Below are 24,907 nucleotides of genomic sequence, written 5' to 3'. Positions count from 1 at the left end.
ATGCAGGATGGAACAGTGATGAACATCACCGATGCGGCGCAGCGGATTTCGGCAGCAGACGAGTGGGCGGAGGAAGACGACGAAATCCGCCGCCGTGTGTCGAACGGCGACGCGGTGCCGTTGTCCCATGCGCAGGAGCAGCTCTGGTTCCTGCAGCGCTTGGAGCCGGGGCTGACGGCCTACAACCTGCCGAGGATGCTCCGCCTGCAGGGCCCGCTGGATGCGGATGCGCTCGAGCGGGCGTTCCAGGCCGTGATCGATCGCCACGGCATCCTGCGCACCCGCTTCTTCGAGAAAGACGGCGTTCCCATGCAGCAGATGGTGCAGGACGTGACGTTCGTGCTGGAGCGGTTCGATCTGTCCCTGGAGTCCGGGGTCGTGCGGCAGGCGCGTGTCGATGCGCTGACGAGCGAGATGGCCCTGCACGTGTTCGACCTGGGCGCCGCGCCCGCACTGGTGGCGAGGTTGATCCGGCTGTCGGACGAAGAGCATGTGCTGACGGTCTGCCTGCATCACATCGTGTCGGATGCCTGGTCCAACCCCATCCTCGCGGCGGACCTCGCTTCGGCCTACCGCCTGGCATTGGCCGCGGGCGCGGCCGTGCGGCTGCCGGCCTTGCCGGTCCAGTACGCCGACTACGCACTGTGGCAGCGGGAACGCCTGCAGGGCGAGGCCCTGGCGACGCAGCTGAACTACTGGAACACCCATCTGGGTGCCGACGTGCCGCCGCTGGAACTGCCGCTGGACGGGGTTCGTTCTTCGCGGCAGACCTTCGACGGTGCCGTGCATCGCTTCGAGCTGGAGCCTGCACTGGCCGTGGCGTTGCAGAAGTTCTGCCGCACGGAAAAGTGCACGCCCTTCGTGGTCCTGCTCGCGACGTGGCAGATGCTGCTGGGCTGGTACAGCGGCCAGAACGACTTCGCCGTCGGCGTGGCCAATGCCGGTCGCCATCGCGACGAGGTACGCGATCTGGTGGGTTTTTTCATCACGACCCAGGTGTTCCGGGCGCGGCTCGAGCCGCGCGCCACGTTGCTCGAAATCTGCCGACGGGTGCGGCGCGATTCGTTGTCCGCGCTGGAGCATGCGGATCTTCCCCTCAAGGCGCTGCTGGCCAGCCGCAACGTGAAGCGCGACGCGTCGCGCAATCCGTTGTTCCAGGTGATGTTCGGCGTGCAGATGGGCGACAGCGCTGCCGGCCTCGCGTTCGGCGACGCGCGCACGGAGGAGATCGGTACCCGCAATGCGAGCGCCAAGTTCGACCTGTCACTGGATTTCTTCATCGAACCGACGCGGGCGCACGCGCAGATCGAATACAACACGGGCCTTTTCGGCGAGGCGACCGTGGCGCGGCTGGCAGGCTGGTACGTGCGCCTGCTCGAGGCATTGACGGTCGATCCGGGGCAGGCCTTTTCGGGCGTCGATCTTTGCAGCGCGGCGGAGCGCGCGCAACTCGCGGCGTGGGGTGTGAACACGCAGCGCCATGAAAACGCGACACCGGTGCATCGGCTGATCGAAGGGCAAGCGCAACGAACCCCGGATGCGCCGGCCTTGAGCTTCGGCGAAGAGACGCTGAGCTACGCGCAGCTCAATGCGAGGGCGAACCGCCTCGCGCACCATCTGATTGGCCTTGGCGTAAGGCCAGAGGCGAAGGTTGGTATCGCGGTGGAGCGCTCCATCGAGATGGTGGTGGGGATCCTGGCGATCCTGAAGGCAGGCGGTGCGTACGTGCCGCTGGACCCGGACTACCCGGCGGACCGGCTGGCCTACATGGTGGCCGACAGCGGCATCGGGCTGGTGTTGACGCAGAGCCATCTCACCGTGCCGGGCACCGAGGCCGTGCAGGTGCTGTCGTTCGACATGCTGGACGTTCGCGCCGAACCCGAGACAAATCCGCAGATTGCGTTGAGCGGCGAGAACCTCGCCTACGTCATCTACACCTCCGGCTCCACCGGAAAGCCGAAGGGCGCCGCCAACCGTCATGGCGCCTTGTACAACCGCCTTGCCTGGATGCAGCAAGCCTATGCACTCGGTGCGGACGACACCGTGCTGCAGAAGACTCCCTTCAGCTTCGACGTGTCGGTGTGGGAGTTTCTCTGGCCCTTGATGTTCGGTGCCCGCCTGGCGGTTGCCCTTCCGGGCGACCACCGCGACCCGGCACGCTTGCGAACTTTGATCGGGCAGCACCGGGTCACGATCCTGCACTTCGTGCCCTCGATGCTGCAGGCCTTCCTGGCCCACGAGGGCATCGAGGCCTGTACCAGTCTGCGGCGCATCGTGTGCAGTGGCGAGGCCCTGTCGGCCGAAGCACAGAACGAAGTGTTCAGGCGGCTGCCGCAGGCGGTGCTCTGCAACCTCTATGGCCCGACCGAGGCCGCGATCGACGTGACGCACTGGACCTGCCGGGATGACGGGCGGAGCCAGGTGCCGATCGGACGACCCATCAGCGACACCCAGGCGCATGTGCTGGATGCGGAGCTCAACCAGGTAGCGGCAGGAGCGGCGGGAGAGTTGTACCTGGGCGGGGTCAACCTTGCGCGCGGCTATCTCAACAGGGCGGCCCTTACCGCAGAGCGCTTTGTTGCGACGGAAGCCGGCGCCCGGCTGTACCGCACGGGCGACCTCGTTCGCTGGAATGCGGAGGGCCAGCTGGAGTACCTGGGCCGCATCGATCACCAGGTGAAGGTGCGGGGCTTCCGCATCGAGCTGGGCGAGATCGAGGCGCAACTCCTGGCGCAGCCCGAAGTGCGCGAAGCGGTGGTGGTGGCACGAGATGCCGCAAGCGGAGCCCGACTGGTGGGCTATGTCTCCGCCCACGCCGGGCAGGCCATCGAGACAGCCGTGTTGCGTGAACGTCTTGCCGGGGCGTTGCCGGACTACATGGTGCCGGCGGCGCTGGTGGTGCTGGATACATTGCCGCTGAACGCCAATGGCAAGGTCGACCGCAAGGCGTTGCCGGCGCCGGAGTTCGGGGAGGCGCGGGCAGGCGAGGAGCCACAGGGGTTGGTGGAGGGCGCACTGGCAGCGATCTGGGGGCAGGTGCTGGGCGTGCCGCACGTGGGGCGCCACGACAACTTCTTCGAGCTCGGTGGCGATTCCCTTGTCGCGCTCAGGCTGCTGGCCAGGATCAACAAGTCGCGTGCGCTGGGCGTGAAGATCTCCCTGCAGGACCTGCTTCAGAAGCAGACGATCGCCAGGCTGGTTGCACAGCTGGACATCGGGGCGACTCCGCAGCCTGTCCAGTTGCTGAACGCGTATGCCGGGCCGGCAGAAGCGATGCCGCTCTTCTGCGTGCCGCCCGGGCTGCGCCATCCGGTCGACTATCGGCCGATGGCGCGCCACCTGGAAGACTCGCGTGCCGTCTACGGCCTGAGCTACACGGACGACATCACCGGGCTGGAGTCCATCGGGCAGATGGCCCGGTACTACGTCGATCTCATCCGCAAGACGCGGCCGCAGGGTGCCGTTGGCATCGTCGGCTGGTCACTGGGAGCGGTTGTTGCAGTGCATGTCGCCAGCCTGCTGGAGCAGGAGGGCGTGGACGTCGCCTTCCTCGGCATGGTCGACAGTTTCCTGCTGGACGAGAGCTTCGATCCGGACGGCTGGTACCAGGATTTCCGCGATTTCGTTCTGGACACCGCGAACGGCAGCATGGGCCGCGAGGCCGTCGACGCGATGCTCGACAGGTTCGAACCGATCCGCTCAGCATCGGACGAGACCGTGCGCGACGCTGTCGAAGAAATCGTGGCCGCGGCCGGCATGAGCATGAAGACGGCCGACATCGTCCAGGGGATCGTCGCAACCAGGCGCATGAACGCGATCACGGAAAAGATCGCCGCGTTCCCGCGCCTGAACGTGGCGCCGCATTTCTGGTGGAAGAAGGGAAGAGCGGCTGCGGAGAAGGCCGCGCTCCTGTCGCAGTTCGACGGCGAAGCGCGTGCTTCAGTCGAAGTGGATGCCGACCATCAGGGCATCGTGCGCCACGCTGCGATGTTGAGTCATCTGCATGCGGCCATGTGCGATGCGCAGGACGGGGAGACAGCAGGCGCGCGCTGATGGATGGCCTCGCCCCCCGCATTCACGCGGGGGGCGAGGCTGATCGATCAGAACTTGTACCGGGCGGTCAGGGTCGCCGCGCGCAGGGTGCCCTGGTAGCACTCGCCGTGGTAGCAGATCGAGTTGTACTTCTTGTTCGCCAGGTTGGAGACGTTGAGCGCGAAGCGCCACGGGCCGGTTTCGTAGTGCACGGCCGCATCGACGAGCGTCACGCCGCGTTCGAACGTGGTGTTGTACTCGTCGTTCTGGCGTTTGCCGATGTAGCGCACGCCGCCGCCGAAGCCCAGGCCGTTGCCCAGGGTGTAGTCGAGCCACACCGAGGCGGACTGCTTGGGCACGAGCGGCGGGATCTTGCCGACTTCGTCCGGATCGGCGCTGGCGAGCACCTTCATGTCCAGCCAGGTGTAGGCAGCAGCGATGTTCAGGCCCGGTGCGAGTTCGCCCTTGGCTTCCAGCTCGATGCCGCGTGAGCGCTGCTTGCCGATCTGGCGCCCCTCGGAGGTTGCCGGGTCGTAGGTGACCACGTTGGTCTTGCGCAGGTCGAAGGCCGCGGCGGTGAACAGGGTGCGCGTGCCTTCGGGCTGGAACTTGACGCCGACCTCGACCTGCTTGCCGCGGCTGGGATCGAAGGGCTGGTTGTTCGCGTCGACGCCGCTGTTGGGCAGGAAGGACGTGGTGTAGCTCATGTAAGGCGCCCAACCGTTGCCGAGCAGGTAGCTAAGGCCTGCCCGGCCGCTGAACGCACTGTCCGACTTCCGGGTGAAGGTTTCGCTCAGGTAGTTGCTGGTGCTCTGGCGTACCTGATCCTGGCGGCCGCCGACGGTGAAGACCCATTTGTCGCCGAACTTGATCTGGTCCTGGGCGTAGATGCCGATCTGGCGCGTCGACTGCGACAGATCGGTCACCGGGATGGTGGGCGTTGCCACGGCCTGGCCGTAGACGGGTGCGAGCACGTCGAGGTCTGGTGCCGCGCCGCGGAAACGCCGCTGCTTGCCGTTCTGGTCGGTGTAGTCGAAACCGAGCAGCACCGTGTGCTGGACGGAGCCGTACTGCAGCTTGCCCTGCACGTTGGTGTCGAGCGTTGCCAGGTTCACGGGGTCGTTCCAGCTTCTGGCAACGCGGGAGAGCGTGCGCTGGTCATCGCCGAGCGAGCCGGCCCAGACTGCTCGCCTGTTCAAGTCGATCCTGCTGTAGCGGAAGTTCTGGCGGAGGGTCCAGGTGTCGTTCAGGGCCGTTTCGAAGCGGTAGCCGATGGCGGCCTGTTTCTGCTTGAGCTGGCCGAAGCTGTAGTCGCCCACCTTCACGGGGTAGAGAACGTAGTCCTGGGTGAGGTAGTACGGGTCTTCAGACGTGTTGTTCTTGAGGTACTCCGCAAAGACGGTCAACGAGGTCGTTGCATTGGGCTGCCAGCGCACGGAAGGCGCGATGTAGGTGCGCGTGTGGTTCAGCTTGTGGCCGTCGGGGTATCTGTCCTGGTCGTTGCTGTCGAGGCCTACGCCAACTAGGCGATAGCTCAGATCGGTGTTGTTGCCGATCTTGTCGCCGAGGTCGAACGCCAGTTGCTTGCGTTGGTAGCTGCCGTACTGGAGTTCGATTTCGCGGCTCTTCTCCCCGGTCGGCTCCTTGCTCACGCGGTTGACGATGCCGCCTGCGTCGCCCTGGCCGAACACCATCGACGACGGGCCGCGCAATACCTCCACGCGCTCCAGCCCATACGGTTCGCTCAGGTAGTAGGTGGGGCCGAACGCCGGCTGGGCGAGCCCGTCCCGATAGACGCCGTTGGCGGAAGTGCTGAAGCCCCGCAGCAGGATGTATTCCCAGCCACGGTTGTCGGGGCCGTACGTGTTCGTCGTGACGCCAGGCGTGTAGCGAATGGCCTCCATGACGTCCTGCGCGCCGCGCGCCTCCATTTCATTGCGGCCGATGATGGAGATCGACTGCGGCACTTCGAGCACCGGCGTGTCGGTCTTGGTGGCCGTGCTGCTGCGGCGGGCCACGTAGCCGGTGACCGGGCCGGTGGGCGATTCGTCGGCGTTGGCCACCACCTGCACCGCGGGCAGAGTGCCCTGGGAGCTGGCAAGGTCGGCGGTGCGGCGGATCGTGAAGCTGCCGTTGGCGGCGCGCGTCGCTTCGAGCGAGGTGCCGGCGAGCATCTGGCCCAGGGCCTGGTCGACCGTGAGCCTGCCTTGGACGGCGCGCGAGTTCGTGCCCGCGACCACCTCGCCGGCAGCAAACACCTGCACGCTGGTCTGGCGCGAGAGCTCGTTGAGCGCTGCACCGAGTGCCTGCGACGGCACTTTCACGTCGAACACCTGCGCCACGGCCTGGCCGGAAGCCTGCGCTTGCGCTGAAGCCAGTGGGGCCCAGACGGTGAGAACGGAACCGAACGCCGCGGCAAGCGCGGCATTCAGCAGATGTTGACGAGGCAGGGGACGCATAAAAGAACAACTCCAGTTTTTTGAATTACGACGCATTCACATTCAGGTGCGGATGCCGGCCCAACTTCCGGTCTCTGGCGCATCTATGAGTAAGACGTTCGAACTCATCAAACAGAGACACTCTCCCTGCACAAATCTTTAGTACGCCGGGGTGCGGCGCCGGAATTTCAGTTCTGGACGGCCTCGGGTTCCGGCCGGAGATGCACTGCCGCGCCGGCCGGCGTGGCCAGCAGGGCGCTGCCGATTTCGCCGGTTCTGACCGAGGTGACGGACAGCAGGGTGTCGCTCAGGCCATGCGAATCCTCGCAGGCGCCCTGCAGGTAGATGGCCGGATGGAAGTCGGGCGTGGCCAGGACGCGGTAGTGCCGGTCGACCTCGTAGCTGCCGAGATAGCCCGCCAGCGGCGCGAGCAGAGCCTTGTGGTGCTCTCGCACATAGCCGGTGGCGAGCACCACGGCGTCGTAGCGCACGGTGTGCTCGCGCAGGGCGTTCTGGTCCCACAGCGTGAGGTGCACGCCCTGGTCGTCGGCCGTGACGTTGCGGATGTCGTGCCGGCGCAGGAAGCGCAGGCGGTTGCCGCCGGTCACTCGCTGTTGGTAGAAGGCCTTGTAGATCTGCTGGATCAGTTCCAGGTCGGCCACCGCATAGTTGGTGTGCCAGAACTCGTCGAGCAGCGCGGCGCGTTCCTCGTCGGAGCGGCTGAAGGTGTAGTCGGTGAACTCGGCGTTGAAGATCTCGTTCACGAAGGGGCTGTCGTCGGCCGGGCGGATCGAGCGCGAGCGGGTGACGAGGTCGACCTGCGGCGCGCCGGGCCGGCCCTGCAGGTCCATGAAGATCTCGGCCGCGCTCTGCCCCGCGCCCACCACGGCGATGCGGCGGGCGTCCGGCAGCTGTGCGATGTCCTGCAGGTAGCTGCTCGAATGAAAGACGCGCGGGTCGTTGCGGAGCGTGCGAAAGCCGTCGGGGATGTTCGCCATGCCGCCGATGCTGACCACGAGGTTGCGCGCGAGCCGCTCGACCAGCTTGCCCGCATGGTTGCGCGAGCGCACGCGCAGCAGGGCCACCTCGCCGCCCTTTTCTTCGGGCAGCACCTCGAACACCTCCTCGCCGTAGGCGCAGGCGTCTTCGAACTGCTCGGCGGCCCACGAGAGGTAGTCGTTGAACTCGTGGCGGCTGGGGAAGAAGCTCTTCAGGTTGGCGAAGTCGGTCAACCGGCCTTTTTCGTGCAGGTAGTTGATGAAGGTGAAGCGGCTGGTCGGGTTGCGCAGCGTCGCCAGGTCCTTCAGGAAGGAGATCTGCATGTGCGCGTGGTCCAGCAGCATGTGCGGGTGCCAGGCGAAGCTCAGTTGCTTCTCGATGAACAGCGCATCGAGCGGGCGGCCGGCATGGCGCTTTTCGTCGAGGGCGATGGCCAGGGCGATGTTGGACGGGCCGAACCCGATCCCGACCAGATCATGGACGTGTGGCATTGAAATCAACTCCTGTGGTGGAGGGCGGCGCGCCGCATGCGGCAGCCCACCCTGGGCCGTGTGTAAGAAGACGCTCGGCGGCGCGGGATGTTCACGCTTCCACGGTCTCGGCCATCAGGGCCAGGCCCTGGTGGAGCGCGGGAAAGAGGCTGCGGTTGAAGTTGTTCCAGCGCAGCTCGAGGATGGTGTCCGCGGGGTCGATGTCGGTGCCCAGCACGTCGAAGATGACTTCGCCCGAATCGATGCCGGTGTCCACGTAGTGGAAGGAGGCGCCGGTCTTCAGCACCGGCTCGATCGCGACCGTCTCGCGCGTGCGCCAGTCGACCACCCGCTGGCCCTTGGCGCCGTACAGCGCGTCGAGCGTGGCCCAGGCGCCGCGGCGCTCGAATGGCGACTCCAGGCGCGTGATGCCCGGATGGATGTTCACGATCCGGCGGAAGAAGGGACTTTCGGGGCGCGCCAGCTGGTCGAGGATCACCAGCAGGCCGTCGAGCACGACAAGGTCAGCCTCCAGCGCGGTGAGCCGCTCGAGCAGGCGCTGCTCGAACTCCTTCTTTCCGGCTGCGCGCTCGGCGGCCGCGTCCAGCGGCAGCCGCCGGTAGGTCGACGGTACGTTGTGGAAGATGTCGTTGGCCCGGCGGCCCTGCACCTGCAGGTCGCCCGGGTAGATCCATTGGCGGGCCGGATCGAAGCCGAAGCCGTAGTCCTGCAGCGCCTGGCGGTCGCGCGGCGAGCCCTCGTCGTCGTCGAAGAGCACGGCCTCCAGCGAGTAGGCATCGCCCAGCGGCGTGCGCTCGAGTGCCTCGGCCAGGTACTCCAGCGGGGACTTCATGTAGCGCTGCCCGCCCTTGTAGTCGATGTACTGGCCGGCCTTGTCGGCCGCCGCATTCCTCAGGGACATGATGTAGACGAGTTTTGCCTTGGACATGGATATGCGCTCGATGGATGGGTGGATGGAAGAAGTGATGACGTGATGACGTGATGGCGTTGTCAGCGGTGCGCCGGCGACAGCGGGCAAGCGCCGCAGTAGCCTTCGCGTGGCAACAGATGGAAGAGGCAGCACTGGCGGTGCAGCTTCACGGTCCGCTCGCGACCCTCGAGGCGCACGCGGATTTCGCGTTGCCGGCCGGGCAGGGGGTTGCTCCATGCCGGCCAGGCGGGGTTGTGCAGCAATTGCTGCCTGTCGCCGGCGATCGGCGGCGACCCGCCGGTCAACGCAAGCGCCTGGTCGAGCACCGGTTCGAGGTTGCGCGCCGCGTTGCCCCAGAGGATCTTGGCGGCGATGCCCGTCAGGCGGCACAGCGCAGAGAACAGCGGCTCCAGGTGCTGCCGCAGCAGCGCCGAGTAGCGTTCTTCGGTGGTCGCGCCGCGTTGCGGCTGGCCCAGTTCGCGGATGTGGAAGCTCAGTGGGTGGGCGTGCGGGCCGAGGCGCACCCAGACCTGCTCGGCGGCAACGGGAAATCCATGCTGCAGCACGCTGGCCGCGGCCGCGACCGGCGGCAGCAGCATGCCGAGGTAGTCCAGGCTCCAGGCCGAAGCCACTGCGCGCAGGTCCTTGCCCTCGACCCCCAGGTGCGACGCATTCAGACGCAGTACACGGCCCAGCAGTTCGGGCGAGTGCACCAGGTCGGCAACGCGCAGCGCGCCCGCGGGCGGCTGCGGCGCGCACTGCAGCGCCTCGCCGTGCGGCGCCAGGTTGCCCTGGAACAGGGGTTCCAGCATGGCGATCATGGAGTCGTCGCGAAAGAGGAGGCGTTGGCGGTGCGGCGGTTTGCAGGGGGCATGAAGCTAGGACGGATGGGCCGCGCAGGTGTTCATGCCGCGCGGCGTGAACATTTGCGCGGGCCACCCGTCAAGTGGGGTACAGGCGGTCCGTTGCCGCCCGCAGCCCTGTGGCCCAGCCGGCGCGGCAGGGGCGCATCCATCCGTTTCGCGTCCGGCGGCAGGGCTTGCCCATGCCGCCGGACCCCAGTCGCCCAAGGGCGGAAAGAGTTCTTGCATGACAACTGCCCCCGCTCCCGACGGCGAGTTCGCACGCCTGCTCAAGCCGTTCCTGCCGTGGATCCTGCTGTCGGCGGTCACGGGCATCGGCGCGGGCGCGGCCACGGTCGCGCTGCTGAGCACCATCAACCAGGTGCTCAACCGGCAGGGCGGTCTGTCCGGCGGCCTGCTGCTGACGTTCATCGGGCTGTGCGCGGTGGCGCTGTTCGGGCGCATGGTGTCCGATGTCTCGACCAACTTCGTCGGCCAGCGGGTGGTCGCGCAGGTCCGCAAGAGCCTGGCGCAGAAGATCCTTTCGGCGCCCATCGATGCGCTGGAGCGCTACCGCACCCACAGGCTGATGCCGGTGCTGTCGCAGGACGTGGACATGGTCAGCGACGTGGCGTTCGCGCTGTCCGCGACGCTGATCGCCTGCGTCACGGCGCTCGGCTGCCTGGCCTACCTGGCCTACCTGTCGCTGCCGCTGTTCGGTGTGCTGCTGGTGGCGCTGGCGATCGGCGCGACGGTGCAGGCCATGGCGCAGTTCCGCGGGGTGAGCGGTTTCTGGAAGGCGCGCGAACATGAAGACCAGCTGCACAAGGCCTACCGCGCGATCAGCGAGGGCGCCAAGGAGCTGCGCATGCACCGCGTGCGCCGCCAGCGCATGTTCGGCGGGCAGATCGAGCGCATCGTCGACAACATCCGCACGGTCAACGGGCGCGCGATCAACACCTTCGTCATTGCCGCCGCATTCGGTTCGGGCCTGTTCTTCCTGCTGATCGCGCTGATCCTGGGCTGGGCCTCGTTCCGGCCGACCGAGCCCGCGGTGCTCAGCGGCTTCGTGCTGGTGCTGCTGTTCCTCAAGGGGCCGATGGACCAGATCGCCGGTGCCTTGCCTGCCGTGGGGCGCGCGCGGGTCGCATTCCGGCGCATTGCCGACCTGTCGGCGCGATTCGCCACGCCGGAGCCGCACCTGCACGTCGGCCATGCGGGCAGCGAGCTGAAGTTCGAGCACGAGATCGCGCTGCGCGGCGTGCGCTATGCCTTCGATGCGCCCGAGGGCGGCGAGCCCTTCGCGCTCGGGCCGATCGACCTGCGGCTTCGCCGCGGCGAGATGGTGTTCGTGGTGGGCGACAACGGCTCCGGCAAGACCACGTTGATCAAGCTGCTGCTCGGCCTGTACGCGCCGCACGAAGGCGAGGTGGCAATCGACGGCACCCCGGTGGGCCCCGAGCGCCGCGACGACTACCGCCAGCTCTTCACCACGGTGTTTTCCGACTTCTACCTGTTCGAGGACCTCGCAGCCGGCCCGGACGAAGAGCAGGGCGAGGCCAGCATGCAGGTGCTGCCGCAGCGCGCCTTGCCCTACCTGGAGCGCCTGGAAATCGCACACAAGGTGAGCCTGAAGAACGGTGCGTTCACCACCACGGACCTGTCGACCGGCCAGCGCAAGCGACTGGCGCTGGTGCACGCCTATCTCGAGGGGCGCCCGGTGCTGGTGTTCGACGAATGGGCCGCCGACCAGGACCCGACCTTCCGCCACCTGTTCTATACCGAGCTGTTGCCCGAGCTGCGTGCCAAGGGGCACCTGCTGGTGGTGATCTCGCACGACGACCGCTACTTCCACCTGGCCGACCGCATCATCACCATGAGCGCCGGCCGCATCGCGGACGACCGGCCCCGCGCCCACCTGGAGAGTCTTGCTGCATGACCGACGGCCCGCAAACCAACGATACGCAGCGGCCGCTGTTCATGTCGCAGCTGCGGGCTGCGCGAATCCGGCCGTCCGTGGTGCGGCTGTGCGTGCTCCAGACGCTGGCGGACGCGGGCAGCGAATGGCAGCGCGGTGAAGAAGTCTTTCGCCGCATGCTGCTGCGCGGCACCTCGGCCAGCCTGACCACGGTCTACCGCATCCTCAAGGAGTTCGAACATTCGGGGCTTGTCGAGCGCGAATGGGCGCGCAGCCGCGGCGGTGCGCTGGCGGTGTTCCGCTACGCCGCGCCCGGTGCGGATGCCGACGCCTTGAGCGTGCGCATGCGCTGCAACGGATGCGGCACGTTCACCGAGGTGCAGGACCGCGAGCTTCACGAGGCGCTGGTGCGCGTGGCCCAGAGCAAGGGCCTGCCGCTCGCGGGTACCTTCGACGTGCAGATCCACGGCTCCTGTTCGTCCTGCGAGCACCGGTCCGCAGGGGAATCGTCGAGCGAGCACCAGTCGTCGCGCGAGCACGGCAGGATGCTGCCGCTCGCGGGCTTCAGGGCTCGCCCGCGCGCGCAGCGCCTTGCCGCTTGACGAGGAGCCGGCGTGAGTGATGTGCGTCAAGGCGCCTGGCGCCGCCGTGCGGTCGCCGCGGTGCTCGTGTCCCTTTGCGCGGCGGCCGGCGCGGGGTTGCTCTGGGGAAGGGGCGAGCCGATGGACGTCGACTCCGTGCCGGTTGCGCGCGGCACCATCGAGTCCAGCGTCTCGGCACTCGGGGTGCTGCAGCCGCGGCACTACGTGGACGTGGGCGCGCAGGTCTCCGGGCAGATCCTTCGGCTGCATGTGCAGCCGGGCGACGTCGTCAAGCGGGGGCAGTTGCTGGTGGAGATCGATCCCAGCGTGCAGCGGGCCACGGTCGATGCGGGCCGAGCCTCGCTGGCGGGGCTGCGCGCACAGCGCGACGACCAGCAGGCCCAGCACGTGCTGGCGCAGCAGCAGCATGCGAGACAGCGCCAGATGGCTGCCGACGGCGCCACGCGGGACGAGGACGTGCAGGCCGCGCAAGCCGCGCTGGCGTCGGCCGGTGCGCGCGTAAGACAGCTCGAGGCGCAGATCGCACAGACCCAGGCGACGCTGAAGGCCGACGAGGCCCGCCTCGGCTACACCAGCATCTACGCGCCGATGTCCGGCACCGTCGTGTCGGTGGAGGCGCGCGAGGGCCAGACGCTGAACGCGACCTACCAGACGCCCAATGTGCTGCGCATCGCAGACCTGTCTTCGATGACGGTGTGGTCGGAGGTTTCCGAGGCTGACGTGCGGCGCATCAAGACCGGCATGCCGGTCTACTTCACCACGCTCGGCGAGAGCCAGCGCCGTTGGCAGGGGCACGTGCGGCAGCTGCTGCCCGCGCCGCCGGTGCCCGAGAACAAGACGGGCAGCGACAGCAGCGCCAAGCCTTCCGCCGCGGCGAGCAAGGTGGTGGTCTACACGGCGCTGTTCGATGTCGACAACGCCGACGGCGAGCTCATGCCGCAGATGACGGCCAAGGTCGCCTTCGTCGAGTACGCCGAAAAAGACGCGCTTTCGGTGCCGCTCGCCGCGCTGGTGCCGGTGGCCGGCAGCAGCGACCGCTTCACGGCGCGCGTGCTTCGCCCCGATGGCAAGGTCGAGGTCCGGCAGCTGCGCGTCGGCGTGCGCAACCGGCTCGCTGCGCAGGTGCTGGAAGGCGCGCAGGCCGGGGACCGCATCGTCATCGCCGCCAGGGCTCCGAAGCCATGACGACCGCGGCGCATGCGCCGGGCGATGCACCGCGGCCGCTGATCGAGCTGCAGGGCATTCGCAAGTCGTACGGCGGGCGCGGTGGCCGGGGCGGCAAGGAAACAGGGGCGGGCAGCCCGGCAACGACCGTGCTGCATGGCATCTCGTTGCGCCTGTACGCGGGTGAGTTCGTGGCCGTCGTCGGTGCTTCGGGCTCCGGCAAGTCCACGCTGATGCACATCCTGGGTTGCCTCGATCGGCCGAGCGCCGGGCGCTACCTGTTCGACGGCCAGGACGTGGCCAGCTTCGATGCCGACGCGCTCGCCTGGCTGCGCCGCGAGGCCTTCGGTTTCGTGTTCCAGGGCTACCACCTGGTGCCCAGCGAGTCGGCGCGCGAGAACACGGAAATTCCCGCGCTCTATGCCGGCATGCCGGAGGCCGAGCGGCGTGCGCGCGCCACCGCACTGCTCGAACGGCTGGACATGGGCGCGCGGCTCGACCATCGCCCGCACCAGCTGTCGGGCGGGCAGCAGCAGCGCGTGGCCATCGCGCGTGCGCTGATGAACGGCGGGCGCATCATCCTGGCCGACGAGCCCACCGGTGCGCTCGACAGCAAGAGCGGCGCCGAAGTGATGGCGCTGCTGCACGAACTGGCGGATGCGGGCCACACCATCATCCTCATCACGCACGACCGCTCGGTGGCCGCGCAGGCGCGGCGGATCATCGAGATCCGGGACGGGCGCATCGTGGCGGACTCGGGTGAGCACACCGGCGAAGGCGCGGCGGCAATCGCTGCCGTACCGGCCCCGGTCTTCAGTCGTCCACCTGTCAGTGGCGGTGCCTCGCTGCCTGCCGACATTCGCGAGGCGACACGGGCCGCGTGGCGCGTGATGTGGAGCAACCGGTTCCGCACCGGGCTCACGCTGCTGGGCATCGTGATCGGCGTGGCCTCGGTCATCGTGATGCTGGCGGTCGGCGGCGGCTCGCAGCGGAAGGTGATGGCGCAGTTCGAGACCTTCGGCACCCGCACCATGTTCGTTTCCGTGCAGCTCGCCAGCCTGCGCAATCCGAGCGCGCCGCTCACGCTGGACGACGCGCTGGCCGTTCGCGCGCTGCCCAATGTCGAAGGCGTCGCGCCCTACATCGAGGACAGGGTGGTCGTGCGCCGCGGCAACATAGACCACCTCACCGAGGGCGGCGGTGCCACAGTCGATTTCTCGCGAGTGCTCGGCTGGGGCGTGAGTCGGGGAGTGATGTTCGACGCCGAGGACGAACGGCGCATCGCCAAGGTCGCGGTGATCGGCGAAACGGTGCGCCAGCGCCTGTTCGCCGACGGGCAGGACCCCGTCGGACAGGACATCCTGGTGGACAAGGTGCCGTTCCAGGTCGTCGGCGTGCTGGCGTCGAAGGGCGCCACCAACGGCGAGGACCAGGACGACCGGGTGGTGGTGCCACTGTCTTCCGCGGCCACGCGCGTCTACGGCCATCCCCACCCGACGTGGCTTGCAGTGCAGGTGCGCGACATCGACAAGGCGCAGGAAACGGCCACCGCCATCGAGGCCCAGCTCGAACGGCAGCAGGCCGGGCGCCACGTGCTGATATGGAACCGCGTCGAGGCGCTGCGCGTGCAGACCGAAACCGCGCGCGCCATGACGCTGATGTTGGGGCTGATCGCCATCGTGTCGCTGATCGTGGGCGGTATCGGCGTGATGAACGTGATGCTCATGACGGTGCGCGAGCGCACGCGCGAAATCGGCATCCGCGTGGCGACGGGCGCGCGCCAGCGGGACATCCTGCGGCAGTTCATGACCGAGGCGGTGCTGGTGACGTCGGTGGGCGGCACCGTGGGCGTTGTTGCCGGGCTGGGCATCGTCGTGGGGCTGATGCTGGCCGGCGTGCCGGTGCTGTTTTCGCTGGCGGCGAGCGTGGGCGCCTTCGGCTGCGCGGTGCTGACGGGCGTGATCTTCGGGTTCATGCCGGCGCGCAACGCTGCGCGGCTGGACCCTGTGGTGGCGCTGGCGGGGGAATGACGGTGTTGCTGCGAACGCGCTCTGGATGCGGCTGGTGGGCGGCTTTGTTGTGTGCGGCGCTGTCGTCGGGCTGCGCGCTGCATGGCGATCGCGTCGAGCGCGCGGTGGAGCTTCCCTCCGCATGGCGACATGCGCAGGTACTCGGCGACACGGGGCCGGTCGATGCGCAGTGGTGGCGCAGTTTCGGCAGCACGGAACTCGACACGCTGATTGCGCGTGCGCAATCGCAAAGCAACGATCTCGCGGCCGCTGTCGCGCGGGTGCGGCAGGCCGACGCGCGGGCGCGCATCGCCGGCGCGGCGCTGCGGCCGCAGGTGACGGGCACTCTCGGCGTCAGTCGCGAGGGCCGCCTGGGCGGCAATGCAACGGTTGCCGGCAGCACTTATGCGGCGGGTTTTGCCGCCAGCTATGAACTCGACCTGTGGGGCCGCGATGCCGCGCTGCGCGACGAAGCGCTGCAAGGCTTGCGCGCAAGCGCCTTCGACCGCGACACGGTGCGGCTCACCGTGACAGCCGATGTCGCCGCCACCTGGCTGCTGGCGCTGGCCCTGCGCGAACGCGCCGAAATTGCGGCACGCAACCTCGACAACGCGCACCGCGTGCTGGCGCTGGTGGAGGCCCGTAGCCGCGCCGGCGCGGTGTCGCCGCTGGATCTTGCACAGCAGCGCGGTCTGGTGGCCGCGCAGCAACGTGCGCTCGCAGCGCTGCATCAGCAGGCGGGCGACGCCGAGACCGCGCTGGCGCTGCTGCTGGGCACTGCGGCGCCGGCGTTCGAACTGCGGGGGCCGCGGCTCGATGCGCTTCAGGTTCCCGTCGTTGGCGCGGGCGCGCCTTCTGCATTGCTGGTGCGGCGTCCGGACATCGCACGCGCGGAGGCGCATCTGGCTGCGGCCGATGCCAACGTGCTGGCGGCGCGCGCCGCACTGCTGCCGACCGTCTCCCTGAGCGCCACGGTAGGCACCGGAGATAGCCGCTTCGGCAGGCTCTTCGACAACCCGCTCTATAGCCTGGCTGCCGGGCTGGCAGCGCCGGTTTTCGACGGTGGGCGACTGGCGGGCGGCCAGCACCTGGCCGAGGCGAGGCGCGAAGAATTGCTGGCCGCCTACCGGGGCGCGATCGTCGGTGCGTTCGCGGACGCGGAGACTGCGCTGAACGGCGTGTCGGCCATCGATGCGCAGGCAACGGCGCAAGGCGCCGAACTGGCCGAGGCGCGCCGCGCGGCAGATCTGTCGGAGGCCCGCTACCGTGCGGGCGCCGAGACACTGCTGACCTTGCTCGACGCGCAGCGCACCCTCTACACCGCGCAGGACCTGGCGGTCCAGTTGCGCATGGCGCGCTTGCAGGCACGGGTCTCGCTCTACCGTGCAATGGGCGGCGGATGGCGGCAGGCCCGGTGCGCGGATGCCGCACCCGCCGCAGTCGAAGGACATGCCGAATGCGTTTGACGCTCGTGGCCCTGCATCGCCGGGCCGGCCTCCTTGAACATTCGGGGCCGCGGATCGTCTTTTTCTCTAGACGCCTGCGCGCTGGCATTTTCCGGTGCGCATCGGCCTCGACGGTCATCCCCCTGAATCAACAACACAGCGCCTGGAGTAGCAGTGGCCCCGCAAAACCATCCGGAGGCACCGTCCGCCGAGGAGACCGCATGGCGTCTCTACATGGACCTCCGAGAGAATCCATGCCGCACGGGCGCGTTGAAGCTGACGCACTGGCTGCGGGAAGACCAGGCGCATCCGCCCGCATTCGACCGCGCCCTGCGCCTCTGGGCACTGGCGGGCGCCGCTCTGGTCGTCAGCCGCCGCAGGAATTTGCATCCGCCCACGGGCGGGCTCGAATGAGGCGCGCCGGGTTGGCCGCGCACTGCCTCGTGCCCGATGAATGCGTCCGCACCGCGGCGTCGCTTTTCGCTTGCATGCACGCCTCGCCGACCCTGCAGAACACGGAGGAACTGGCCCAGTGGCTCGGGAAAGACCCCCGGCACCTGCGCGCGCTCGACATCGCGCTGGCGGAGTGGGGCCTGGTGCAGTCCGGCCACCCCGTGGGGAATGTGCGCGGCGCCTGACGCGGCGAAGGACTCAGCGCGTTCGCAGGGTCACGCTGCCGTCCGGCTGCGGTTCGGCGGCCAGAGGCAGGATCGTCGGCAGGGCGGCCACGAGGCCGTCGGAATCGTTGGTGCGGAAACGGCCCGACAGCCGCATCGCGTCGACGCGCGAACTCGTGCTGACGATGGGCCGTGCGCGATAGCTGTTGACCGCGGCCAGAGCGTCGCCGAGCGGTGTGTTCTCGAAGACGAGCCAGCCATTGCGCCACGCAGACAGGGCTGCCGTGTCGGTTTGCCGCACTGCGGCGGCACGGCCGTCGTCGATTTCAAGCAGCTCGCCCATGCGCAGGTCGATCACTTCCGTCTCTGCGCCGGTGGACCCGTCGCGCGGCGGCATGTGCACGCGCACATGGCCATGCTCCACGCCCACGGTGATCGGGCCGCCACGGTCGCGCACGGTGAACGCGGTGCCGACTACTTCGATGGTGGCGCCGCGCGTGCGGACCCTGAAAGGGCGGTCTGCATCGCGCGCCACCTCGAAGCGCACTTCGCCGTGCGCCATGTCGACGGCGCGGTGCTGGCGATAGAGCGCCACGTCGATCGCGCTCTGCGGTGCCAGGTCGAGCTGGCTGCCGGGCGCGCCGCTGCGGCCGTCGGTCAGCGTCACCTTCAGCATCTGCGCGGTACGGGTTTCGTAAGCTGCGCGAAACACGGGTTGCTGCCAGTACCACTGCACGCCCCGGCCCGCGACCAGGCCGGTGCCCAGCAAGGCGGCGACCGAAAGCAGCATCTTGCGGCGCTGCTGCCGGTGCGTCGATGCGGCGGCAGTGGCGGCCGCGTTGGCCATCAGCGCGGCGTCGGGTTCGTCGAAGTGCGCGCGCAAGTCGCTCGCCATGCCACCGAGTGCGTCCCAGCGCTCGCGAGCCTCCTGCACGGCCGCTGCATGTTCCGCCGATTTGCCGCGCCACTGGTTGAGCAACGCGCGGGCGCGGCCCGCGGCCTCGCCGGGTGCGATCTCTCCTTCGACGATCAGCGCGAGCGCGCGCTCGATCAGCCGTTCGCGCGGAGGAGCGCCTGCCGCCATGCTGCCGCCGTTCACGAGAAGTCTTCGGCCAGCGCCGCGTCGAAGCCCGGCCGGCTCAGCACGACCTGCGGCTCGATCAGCTCCGAGCGCAGCTCGGCAAACGCGCGCGAGCAATCGATGGTGGCGCGCAGCAGGTGCTTGGCCACGGCCATCTCGGTGATGTTCAGCCGCTGCGCAATTTCAGCGCGCGTGTGGCCGTAGGCGCGGAACAACAGGAACACCTCGCGCCGGCGCGGCGGCAGTTGTTCCATGGTTTCGACCACCCGCGCCAGCACCCGTTGCTGGGCCACGACGTATTCGCTGGACTGGGCCGTCTGGTGCGTGCCGATGCCCGCATGCGTGCTGACCCATTCCTGCGCGACCTTGCGCCGGCGTGCATCGTCGACGCACAGGTTGCGCGCCACGCGAAACAGCAGGGCGCGGGGCGATTCGATGGAATAGGCGGCGTCCTGCAGATCGGGCAGGGCATCGCCGCGATTGCCGCCGCGCGTCTTGAGCGAGGCCGCATAGACCCGCTCGAAGCTGGACTGCGCGATGTCGGCCGCGTAGTGCGGGTCTCTCAGGTCGCGAGTGAGCTGCCGGCGCAAGTCCGCGTAGTGAGCTACCAGTTCCTGAACGAGGTCGCGCATCCGGCCGCCTTCTCGCAAGCATCGACGATGGACCCCGGGGTCGCTCGCCAGAACGCACCGACGGATTCGCCCCGACTTCCACGTGGGAAGAGGCGAGCTGGCCGCAGAAGCATTTGGTTTTGAAAATCCCCGGGAAGGGTGAATAAGAACTATTCTTATTGGAGTGTATCACTGAATTGTTAGCTGAAGACATGACTGTGGCGCGTCGCGGATGAGCCGCCTTTGCCACTTTTGCCACCGGCTGTCGAAACTAACTTGTCAGGTTCTCGCGGCGTTGCCGCATCCACTCACTGTCCAGAGAGTTCCTTCTTATGTCTTCTTCCCGTTTCGCGGCGCCTTCGCCTGATGCCCCCCAACCCGGGCTGATCGAACGCACGTTCACCCGCCTGTTCCTGCGTCCGGTGCGTGTCATTGCGGCCACCAGCCTGTCGACGCACTTCCGGTTCATCGACCTCGAAGGCGCGGCTTTCGAAGGCCATCGCTGGTCGCCTGGCCAGAAGCTCCAGATCAAGGTCGGCGGCGCATTCGAGGCGCGCACCTACACCCCGTTGTGCCTGGATGCCGCACGCGGCGTCGCGCGCATTGTGGCGTTTGCGCACGGCGAGGGGCCGGGCAGCGAATGGGTGCGCCGCACCCGGCCCGGCGACGAACAGCAGGTGTTCGGGCCGCGCCGCTCGCTGGAACTCGAGCCGCTGCCGGCGTCGACGATTCTCTTCGGCGACGAGACCTCCTTCGGCCTCGCGGCGTCGCTGTGCGGCAGGGATGCGCCCGGGCAGGGTGTTCGCGCCGTGTTCGAGGTGAACGCCATCGCCGAATCGCGTCAGGTACTGGATGCGCTGGGCGTCCAGCCGCTCGCGCTGATGGAGCGCCGCACCGACGATTCGCACCTCGGCGAGCTGCTGGCCGCGATGGTGCCGCCCATGGACGGCAGCACGCACTATGTGCTGACCGGCAAGGCCGCGTCGATCCAGCAGGTGAGTCGAGCGCTCAAGGCGCAGGGTGTCGAGGCGCGGCGCATCAAGGCCAAGGCCTACTGGGCACCGGGGAAGACCGGGATCGACTGAACGCAGTCCGCGAGCGGGCCAGGCTAGACCCGGATCACGCGGCCCGGGTTGAGGATGTTCTTCGGATCGAGCCCGCGCTTGATCGCCCGCATCATCTCCAGCGCCACCGGCGACTTGTGCTTTTCCAGCTTGTCGACCTTGAGCGAGCCCACGCCATGCTCGGCCGAGAACGAGCCGCCGAACTTCTCGACCGCGTCGTACACCAGCGTGTTGATGCGCTCTTCCTCGTTCTTCAGGAACGCCTTGGTGTCGATGTTCTCCGGCGCCTGCACGTTGTAGTGCAGGTTGCCGTCGCCCAGGTGGCCGAAGTTCACCAGCCGCACGCCGGCAATTTCACGCGCCAGCAGCGCGTCGGTTTCTGCCACGAAGGCCGGGATGCGCGACACGGGAATCGAGATGTCGTGCTTGATGTTCAGGCCTTCCTCGGCCTGCGCGAGCGGAATGCTTTCGCGGATGTGCCACAGCTGGTGCGCCTGCGTGAGGTTCTCGGCCACCACCGCGTCGGTGACGCAGCCGTCTTCGAAGGCGGTTTCGAGCAGCGCCTCGAAACGCGCACGTGCGTGGTCTTCGGATTCGCTGTCGGAGTTTTCGAGCAGCACACAGTACGGCACGGCCTCATCCTCGATGAAGGGCACGCGCAGCTGCGGCATGTGCTTGTCGACCAGGCTCAGTGCAAACTTGCCCATCACCTCGAAGCCCGTGAGGCCCGAGCCCAGGTGCTTGTGCGCAAGGCCCAGCAGCGTGACCGCATGGTCGAGCGATGGCACCGCCGCCCAGGCCGTGAGCTGCGCGGCCGGCAGCGGGTAGAGCTTCATGGTCGCGGCGGTGATGATGCCGAGCGTGCCTTCGCTGCCGATGACGAGGTCGCGTAGGTCGTAGCCGGTGTTGTCCTTGCGCAGGCCGCTGGTGCCTTCCCAGATCTCGCCCTGCGGCGTGACCACTTCGAGGCCCAGGCACAGCTCGCGCGTGTTGCCGTAGCGAACCACCTGCGTGCCGCCCGCATTCGTCGCGAGGTTGCCGCCGATGGTGCAGCTGCCTTCGGCCGCGAGGCTCAGCGGGAAGAGGAAGCCGGCCTTCTCGGCGGTCTCCTGCAGCGTTTGAAGAATGCAGCCGGCCTCGACGGTCATCGTGAGGTTGGCGCCATCGATGGTGCGGATCGCGTTCAGGCGCTGCAGGCTCAGCACCACCTGCGTGCCGCTCTCGTCCGGAATGGAGCCGACCGCCAGGCCAGTGTTGCCGCCTTGCGGAATGACGGCCGTGCCGGCCGCCGCGCAGGCCTTCACCACGTCTGCCACCTGCTGCGTGGTGCCGGGCCGCACCACGGCCAGCGACTTGCCGCGCGCGCGCTTGCGCCAGTCCTGCTCGTAGGCAGTGAGGTCGCCCTCGTTCAGCACGTTCGCCGCGCCGACGATGGCGCGCAGTTGATCGATCAGGGAAGAAGAAGCAGCAGTGGTCATTGGGCGGAAGCCTCCAGTTGGCGGGCAGCGTTCTTGGCGTGGCGCAGGCGCAGCCGCACATGCCATGCGCAGGCCGCGAAGAGCACGAGGCACAGCAGCACCTCGACGAGCGCGAGCACCTGGCCCACGCCGTTGGTGTCGCTCCAGGCGCGCACCACGCCCTCGGTGAAATAGAGCCAGATCATCAGGCTGACCCAGCGGTAGGTGTACATGCGGTTCTTCCACAGACCCGCGAGCGGAATGACGAGCGGCAGCACCTTCAGCGCCAGCAGCGAGCCACCCGGGCGCAGCGGCGCCAGCCACAGCTCCCAGGCCAGGCCCAGCACGATGAGGCCGACGAGGCTGCCCACGGCGGCCCAGCGGGTCGCGCGAACGGAAGAGGGCGGGAGCGGAGTGTCGGACACGTTGGGCGGCGAAGAGAAGAGAGCGCCCGGCAGGCGGCCAGCGGCGACAAAAAGAGCGGATGGCATGATAGCCGCCATGAATCGCAGGCAACTCTGGAGGGATCTTTCGCGCTTTCCGTGGCGCAACACCGCAGCGGTGCTGGGCGAGCGTTTTCGCGAAGACCGGCTCGGCCTCACGGCCAGCAGCCTGACCTTCACCACCACCATCGCAATGGTGCCGTTCTTCACGGTGGCGCTGGCACTGTTCACCGTGTTCCCGATGTTCGCGAAGATGCAGGGCCGCCTGCAGCGCTGGCTCATCGAGAGCCTGATTCCCGACAACATCGCACGGCAGGTGCTGGGCTACCTGAACCAGTTCGCGAGCAAGGCCAGCGGGCTGGGCATCGCGGGCCTGATCGTGCTGCTGATCACCGCCATCGCGCTGATCCTCACCATCGACAAGACGCTCAACAACATCTGGCGCGTACGCTCGCCGCGGCCGTTCGCGCAGCGGGTGCTCATCTACTGGGCGGCCATCACGCTGGGGCCGATCATCCTTGCGGTGAGCCTGTCGACCACTTCGTACGTGGTTTCGGCTACCAGCGACGTGGTGGGGCGCGGCATGGTCAAGCTGTTCTTCGACACCTTCGAGTTCGCGCTGCTCGCGGTCGGCATGGCGTCGCTCTACCACTACGTGCCCAACACCAACGTGCGCTGGTCGCATGCATGGGCCGGAGGAATTTTCGTGGCCGCCGCCATTGAAATCGCCAAGCGCGTGCTGGCCTACTACCTGAGCCTGGTGCCGACCTATTCGGTGCTGTACGGCGCCTTTGCCACGGTGCCGATCCTGCTGGTGTGGATCTATGTGGCCTGGGTGATCGTGCTGCTCGGCGCGGTCATCGCGGCCTACTTGCCGAGCCTGCTCACGGGCGTGGCACGGCGCGGTGGCACCGCGGGCTGGCCCTTGCAGCTGGCAATGGAAGCGCTTCAGCACCTGGCCCGCGCGCAGGCCACGCCGGCCAAGGGCATGGGCGCGACCGAACTGGTCACGCGCATGCGGGTCGATGCGCTGCAACTGGCGCCGGTGCTCGAAACGCTGGTGGCGCTCGACTGGATCGCGCCGCTCGCGGAAGAGCCCGCCAACGAAGACCCGCGCTACGTGCTGCTCGCGGACCCTTCGACGCCCATCGAGCCGCTGCTGAAAGAACTGCTGATGCCGCAGGCCGAGCCGCTCGAAGACCTGTGGCAGAAAGGCCCATTGCGCTCGCTGCGCCTGGGCGACGTGCTCCTGATCTAGATCTTCACCCGACCGAGCCAGATGTCGCGGTACATCGCCCAGTCGCCCATGAAGGAGTAAAGCGGCCGCTTGAACGAGGCCGGCTTGTTCTTCTCGAACCCGAAGTGCCCGACCCAGGCAAAGCCGTAGCCCGCCACCAGTCCGGCCAGCAGCCACAGCGGGTTGAGCGTGACCACCAGCGCCACCAAGCACAGCAGCGAAATGGTCGAGCCCGCGAAGTGCAGCCGCCTGCAGGTGAGGTTGGCATGCTCGGTCAGGTAGAAGGGATAGAACTGCGCAAAGCTCTTGAATTGACGCGGATCGACGGCAGATTCTGGGGCGGTCGTGGTGTTCATCGTGCGAGTCTCCTGTGCCCCTGAAACCCGGTGGTCCCGGCGGATGAGGGCTTTGTCCATAATAGCCACGACCTTCCGGCCGCACCACCCCGGCCTTCCGATCACACCACCGACGCATCAGCCTTGAGCGCCCTTCCAAGCACCCCCGAATCCGTCGAGCCGGCCAGCAACGATGCGCCTTGGGTCGTGTGCCTTTGCGCCGAATGGTGCGGCACCTGCCGCGACTACCGGCCGCTGCTCGAAGAGGTGGCGCGCGCGCACCCGCAGTTCCGCTTTGCCTGGGTCGACATCGAAGACCACGCAGACATCGCCGACGCCTTCGACGTAGAGACCTTCCCGACCCTGCTGGTTGCGGGCGCCGACGGCACGCGCTTTCTGGGCCCGCTGCTGCCGCATGCCGAGACGCTGTCGCGCATGCTCTCCGCGCTGCAGCCGCCGAAGCCTTCGAGCCTTGACGTCGACCTGCTGCTCGCCGTGCTCAACAAGAAACCGACCGTCTTCACGGTCTGACCGGAAGCCCCGTCATGAAAATCCTGATCTTCGGCGCCACCGGCATGGTGGGGCAGGGTGTGCTGCGCGAGTGCCTTCTGGCGCCCGACGTCGAGAGCGTCGTCGCGGTCGGCCGCAATGCCACGGGGCAGCAGCATCCCAAGCTGCGCGACCTGGTCCACAAGGACATGTACGACTACAGCGCCATCGAGCCGCAACTGCAGGGCTTCGACGCCTGCTTCTTCTGCCTCGGCGTGTCGTCGGTCGGCATGAAGGAGCCCGAGTACAAGCGCATCACCTACGACCTGACGCTGGCCGCCGCCACCGTGCTCGCGCGGCTCAACCCGGCCATGACTTTCACCTACGTGACGGGTGCCGGCACCGACAGCAGCGAGCGCGGCAGCAGCATGTGGGCGCGCGTGAAGGGCGCGACGGAAAACGCCTTGTTGCGCCTGCCGTTCAAGGCGGCCTACATGTTCCGCCCCGGCATGATCCAGCCGCTGCATGGCATTCGCTCGAAGACGCCGCTCTATGACGCTGCGATCGTCGTGCTCAGGCCCGTGCTCGGGCTGGCCCACAGCCTGTGGCCGAACAAGGTGACGACCACCGAGAAGATCGGTCGCGCCATGCTGGCCGTGGCGCGCAACGGCGCACCGAAGGTGCTGCTCGATCCGGCGGATATCAACGCGCTGGGCTGAAGAG

General features: G+C 68.0%; 21 protein-coding genes. 12 read left to right on the top strand and 9 right to left on the bottom strand.

Annotated features, from left to right (window positions below; genetic code table 11):
• Nucleotides 1-18 precede the first annotated feature (18 nt).
• Entirely contained in the window at nt 19-4,053 is a 4,035-nt protein-coding gene (locus ACZYSP_RS08350; RefSeq protein ID WP_489013648.1) for an amino acid adenylation domain-containing protein, read from the top strand.
• A gap of 47 nt (nt 4,054-4,100) precedes the next feature.
• Here ACZYSP_RS08350 and ACZYSP_RS08345 read toward each other — a convergent pair whose 3' ends face one another.
• The 4 genes from ACZYSP_RS08345 to fhuF form a co-directional block, all read right to left on the bottom strand.
• Nucleotides 4,101-6,491, bottom strand: coding sequence for a TonB-dependent siderophore receptor (locus ACZYSP_RS08345; protein WP_426389458.1), 2,391 nt, complete (start codon nt 6,489-6,491; stop codon nt 4,101-4,103).
• Nucleotides 6,492-6,658: 167 nt separating this feature from the next.
• Nucleotides 6,659-7,960 (bottom strand): lysine N(6)-hydroxylase/L-ornithine N(5)-oxygenase family protein, encoded by a 1,302-nt coding sequence (locus ACZYSP_RS08340; RefSeq protein WP_489013645.1) that lies wholly within the window; start codon nt 7,958-7,960, stop codon nt 6,659-6,661.
• A gap of 91 nt (nt 7,961-8,051) precedes the next feature.
• A complete protein-coding gene (locus ACZYSP_RS08335) occupies nt 8,052-8,888 on the bottom strand; it encodes a formyl transferase (protein WP_093077844.1) in 837 nt (278 codons plus the stop codon).
• A gap of 62 nt (nt 8,889-8,950) precedes the next feature.
• Nucleotides 8,951-9,682, bottom strand: a complete 732-nt coding sequence (gene fhuF, locus ACZYSP_RS08330; protein ID WP_489013643.1) for a siderophore-iron reductase FhuF — start codon at nt 9,680-9,682, stop codon at nt 8,951-8,953.
• A gap of 277 nt (nt 9,683-9,959) precedes the next feature.
• Between fhuF and ACZYSP_RS08325 the strand changes: the two genes are divergently transcribed.
• The 7 genes from ACZYSP_RS08325 to ACZYSP_RS08295 all read left to right on the top strand — a co-directional run bounded on the left by ACZYSP_RS08325 (nt 9,960) and on the right by ACZYSP_RS08295 (nt 17,488).
• The gene (locus tag ACZYSP_RS08325; protein ID WP_489013641.1) at nt 9,960-11,651 is read left to right on the top strand and encodes a cyclic peptide export ABC transporter; all 1,692 of its coding nucleotides are present in this window, start codon (nt 9,960-9,962) and stop codon (nt 11,649-11,651) included.
• Nucleotides 11,648-12,232, top strand: a complete 585-nt coding sequence (locus tag ACZYSP_RS08320; RefSeq protein WP_093176921.1) for a Fur family transcriptional regulator — start codon at nt 11,648-11,650, stop codon at nt 12,230-12,232. The genes ACZYSP_RS08325 and ACZYSP_RS08320 overlap by 4 nt, the downstream gene beginning before the upstream one ends.
• Before the next feature lie 21 nt (nt 12,233-12,253).
• Nucleotides 12,254-13,417 (top strand): efflux RND transporter periplasmic adaptor subunit, encoded by a 1,164-nt coding sequence (locus tag ACZYSP_RS08315; RefSeq protein ID WP_489013696.1) that lies wholly within the window; start codon nt 12,254-12,256, stop codon nt 13,415-13,417.
• On the top strand, nt 13,414-15,426 hold the full coding sequence (locus ACZYSP_RS08310; protein ID WP_489013639.1) for an ABC transporter permease: 2,013 nt from the start codon (nt 13,414-13,416) through the stop codon (nt 15,424-15,426). The genes ACZYSP_RS08315 and ACZYSP_RS08310 overlap by 4 nt, the downstream gene beginning before the upstream one ends.
• A complete protein-coding gene (locus ACZYSP_RS08305; RefSeq protein ID WP_489013637.1) occupies nt 15,423-16,871 on the top strand; it encodes an efflux transporter outer membrane subunit in 1,449 nt (482 codons plus the stop codon). The genes ACZYSP_RS08310 and ACZYSP_RS08305 overlap by 4 nt, the downstream gene beginning before the upstream one ends.
• Nucleotides 16,872-17,084: 213 nt before the next feature.
• Nucleotides 17,085-17,264 (top strand): hypothetical protein, encoded by a 180-nt coding sequence (locus tag ACZYSP_RS08300; protein ID WP_435468215.1) that lies wholly within the window; start codon nt 17,085-17,087, stop codon nt 17,262-17,264.
• A gap of 29 nt (nt 17,265-17,293) precedes the next feature.
• Complete coding sequence (locus ACZYSP_RS08295) at nt 17,294-17,488, top strand: hypothetical protein (protein WP_354337777.1); 195 nt, start codon at nt 17,294-17,296, stop codon at nt 17,486-17,488.
• Between the two features lie 13 nt (nt 17,489-17,501).
• Here ACZYSP_RS08295 and ACZYSP_RS08290 read toward each other — a convergent pair whose 3' ends face one another.
• The gene (locus ACZYSP_RS08290; RefSeq protein ID WP_489013634.1) at nt 17,502-18,566 is read right to left on the bottom strand and encodes a FecR family protein; all 1,065 of its coding nucleotides are present in this window, start codon (nt 18,564-18,566) and stop codon (nt 17,502-17,504) included.
• Nucleotides 18,563-19,180 carry an RNA polymerase sigma factor gene (locus ACZYSP_RS08285; protein ID WP_489013632.1) on the bottom strand — a complete coding sequence of 206 codons (618 nt, stop codon included), beginning with the start codon at nt 19,178-19,180 and terminating at the stop codon, nt 18,563-18,565. The genes ACZYSP_RS08290 and ACZYSP_RS08285 overlap by 4 nt, the downstream gene beginning before the upstream one ends.
• Before the next feature lie 311 nt (nt 19,181-19,491).
• On the opposite strand from ACZYSP_RS08285, the gene ACZYSP_RS08280 reads away from it, so the two are divergent.
• A complete protein-coding gene (locus tag ACZYSP_RS08280) occupies nt 19,492-20,244 on the top strand; it encodes a siderophore-interacting protein (protein WP_489013630.1) in 753 nt (250 codons plus the stop codon).
• Nucleotides 20,245-20,267: 23 nt separating this feature from the next.
• Here the strand turns inward: ACZYSP_RS08280 and ACZYSP_RS08275 are convergent, their stop codons facing one another.
• Nucleotides 20,268-21,701 (bottom strand): FAD-binding oxidoreductase, encoded by a 1,434-nt coding sequence (locus ACZYSP_RS08275; protein ID WP_489013628.1) that lies wholly within the window; start codon nt 21,699-21,701, stop codon nt 20,268-20,270.
• A complete protein-coding gene (locus tag ACZYSP_RS08270; protein ID WP_307614962.1) occupies nt 21,698-22,171 on the bottom strand; it encodes a DUF2069 domain-containing protein in 474 nt (157 codons plus the stop codon). Before ACZYSP_RS08270 ends, ACZYSP_RS08275 begins: the two co-directional genes overlap by 4 nt.
• On the opposite strand from ACZYSP_RS08270, the gene ACZYSP_RS08265 reads away from it, so the two are divergent.
• Complete coding sequence (locus ACZYSP_RS08265) at nt 22,170-23,381, top strand: YihY family inner membrane protein (RefSeq protein ID WP_093051585.1); 1,212 nt, start codon at nt 22,170-22,172, stop codon at nt 23,379-23,381. The two genes, ACZYSP_RS08270 and ACZYSP_RS08265, sit on opposite strands and share 2 nt — an antisense overlap.
• On the opposite strand, the gene ACZYSP_RS08260 is transcribed toward ACZYSP_RS08265, so the two are convergent.
• Complete coding sequence (locus tag ACZYSP_RS08260; RefSeq protein WP_307614964.1) at nt 23,378-23,716, bottom strand: Mpo1-like protein; 339 nt, start codon at nt 23,714-23,716, stop codon at nt 23,378-23,380. The genes ACZYSP_RS08265 and ACZYSP_RS08260 overlap by 4 nt on opposite strands.
• Before the next feature lie 123 nt (nt 23,717-23,839).
• Between ACZYSP_RS08260 and ACZYSP_RS08255 the strand changes: the two genes are divergently transcribed.
• Together ACZYSP_RS08255 and ACZYSP_RS08250 are read left to right on the top strand one after the other, a co-directional pair.
• Entirely contained in the window at nt 23,840-24,226 is a 387-nt protein-coding gene (locus ACZYSP_RS08255; protein ID WP_307614965.1) for a thioredoxin family protein, read from the top strand.
• A gap of 14 nt (nt 24,227-24,240) precedes the next feature.
• Nucleotides 24,241-24,903 carry an NAD-dependent epimerase/dehydratase family protein gene (locus ACZYSP_RS08250; RefSeq protein ID WP_093077827.1) on the top strand — a complete coding sequence of 221 codons (663 nt, stop codon included), beginning with the start codon at nt 24,241-24,243 and terminating at the stop codon, nt 24,901-24,903.
• Nucleotides 24,904-24,907 lie beyond the last annotated feature (4 nt).

This window comes from Variovorax sp. F042 (assembly GCF_057814215.1).
Note: the sequence above shows the minus strand (reverse complement) of the source record. Positions and strands in the feature narration are given on the sequence as shown.

What these genes read in the sequence shown, in the direction of transcription:
- ACZYSP_RS08350 (WP_489013648.1), top strand. Translation starts at nt 19, where the DNA reads ATGAACATCACCGATGCGGCGCAGCGGATTTCGGCAGCAGACGAGTGG.
- ACZYSP_RS08345 (WP_426389458.1), bottom strand. Translation starts at nt 6,491, where the DNA reads ATGCGTCCCCTGCCTCGTCAACATCTGCTGAATGCCGCGCTTGCCGCG.
- ACZYSP_RS08340 (WP_489013645.1), bottom strand. Translation starts at nt 7,960, where the DNA reads ATGCCACACGTCCATGATCTGGTCGGGATCGGGTTCGGCCCGTCCAAC.
- ACZYSP_RS08335 (WP_093077844.1), bottom strand. Translation starts at nt 8,888, where the DNA reads ATGTCCAAGGCAAAACTCGTCTACATCATGTCCCTGAGGAATGCGGCG.
- fhuF (WP_489013643.1), bottom strand. Translation starts at nt 9,682, where the DNA reads ATGCTGGAACCCCTGTTCCAGGGCAACCTGGCGCCGCACGGCGAGGCG.
- ACZYSP_RS08325 (WP_489013641.1), top strand. Translation starts at nt 9,960, where the DNA reads ATGACAACTGCCCCCGCTCCCGACGGCGAGTTCGCACGCCTGCTCAAG.
- ACZYSP_RS08320 (WP_093176921.1), top strand. Translation starts at nt 11,648, where the DNA reads ATGACCGACGGCCCGCAAACCAACGATACGCAGCGGCCGCTGTTCATG.
- ACZYSP_RS08310 (WP_489013639.1), top strand. Translation starts at nt 13,414, where the DNA reads ATGACGACCGCGGCGCATGCGCCGGGCGATGCACCGCGGCCGCTGATC.
- ACZYSP_RS08305 (WP_489013637.1), top strand. Translation starts at nt 15,423, where the DNA reads ATGACGGTGTTGCTGCGAACGCGCTCTGGATGCGGCTGGTGGGCGGCT.
- ACZYSP_RS08300 (WP_435468215.1), top strand. Translation starts at nt 17,085, where the DNA reads ATGGACCTCCGAGAGAATCCATGCCGCACGGGCGCGTTGAAGCTGACG.
- ACZYSP_RS08285 (WP_489013632.1), bottom strand. Translation starts at nt 19,180, where the DNA reads ATGCGCGACCTCGTTCAGGAACTGGTAGCTCACTACGCGGACTTGCGC.
- ACZYSP_RS08280 (WP_489013630.1), top strand. Translation starts at nt 19,492, where the DNA reads ATGTCTTCTTCCCGTTTCGCGGCGCCTTCGCCTGATGCCCCCCAACCC.
- ACZYSP_RS08275 (WP_489013628.1), bottom strand. Translation starts at nt 21,701, where the DNA reads ATGACCACTGCTGCTTCTTCTTCCCTGATCGATCAACTGCGCGCCATC.
- ACZYSP_RS08265 (WP_093051585.1), top strand. Translation starts at nt 22,170, where the DNA reads ATGATAGCCGCCATGAATCGCAGGCAACTCTGGAGGGATCTTTCGCGC.
- ACZYSP_RS08270 (WP_307614962.1), bottom strand. Translation starts at nt 22,171, where the DNA reads ATGCCATCCGCTCTTTTTGTCGCCGCTGGCCGCCTGCCGGGCGCTCTC.
- ACZYSP_RS08260 (WP_307614964.1), bottom strand. Translation starts at nt 23,716, where the DNA reads ATGAACACCACGACCGCCCCAGAATCTGCCGTCGATCCGCGTCAATTC.
- ACZYSP_RS08250 (WP_093077827.1), top strand. Translation starts at nt 24,241, where the DNA reads ATGAAAATCCTGATCTTCGGCGCCACCGGCATGGTGGGGCAGGGTGTG.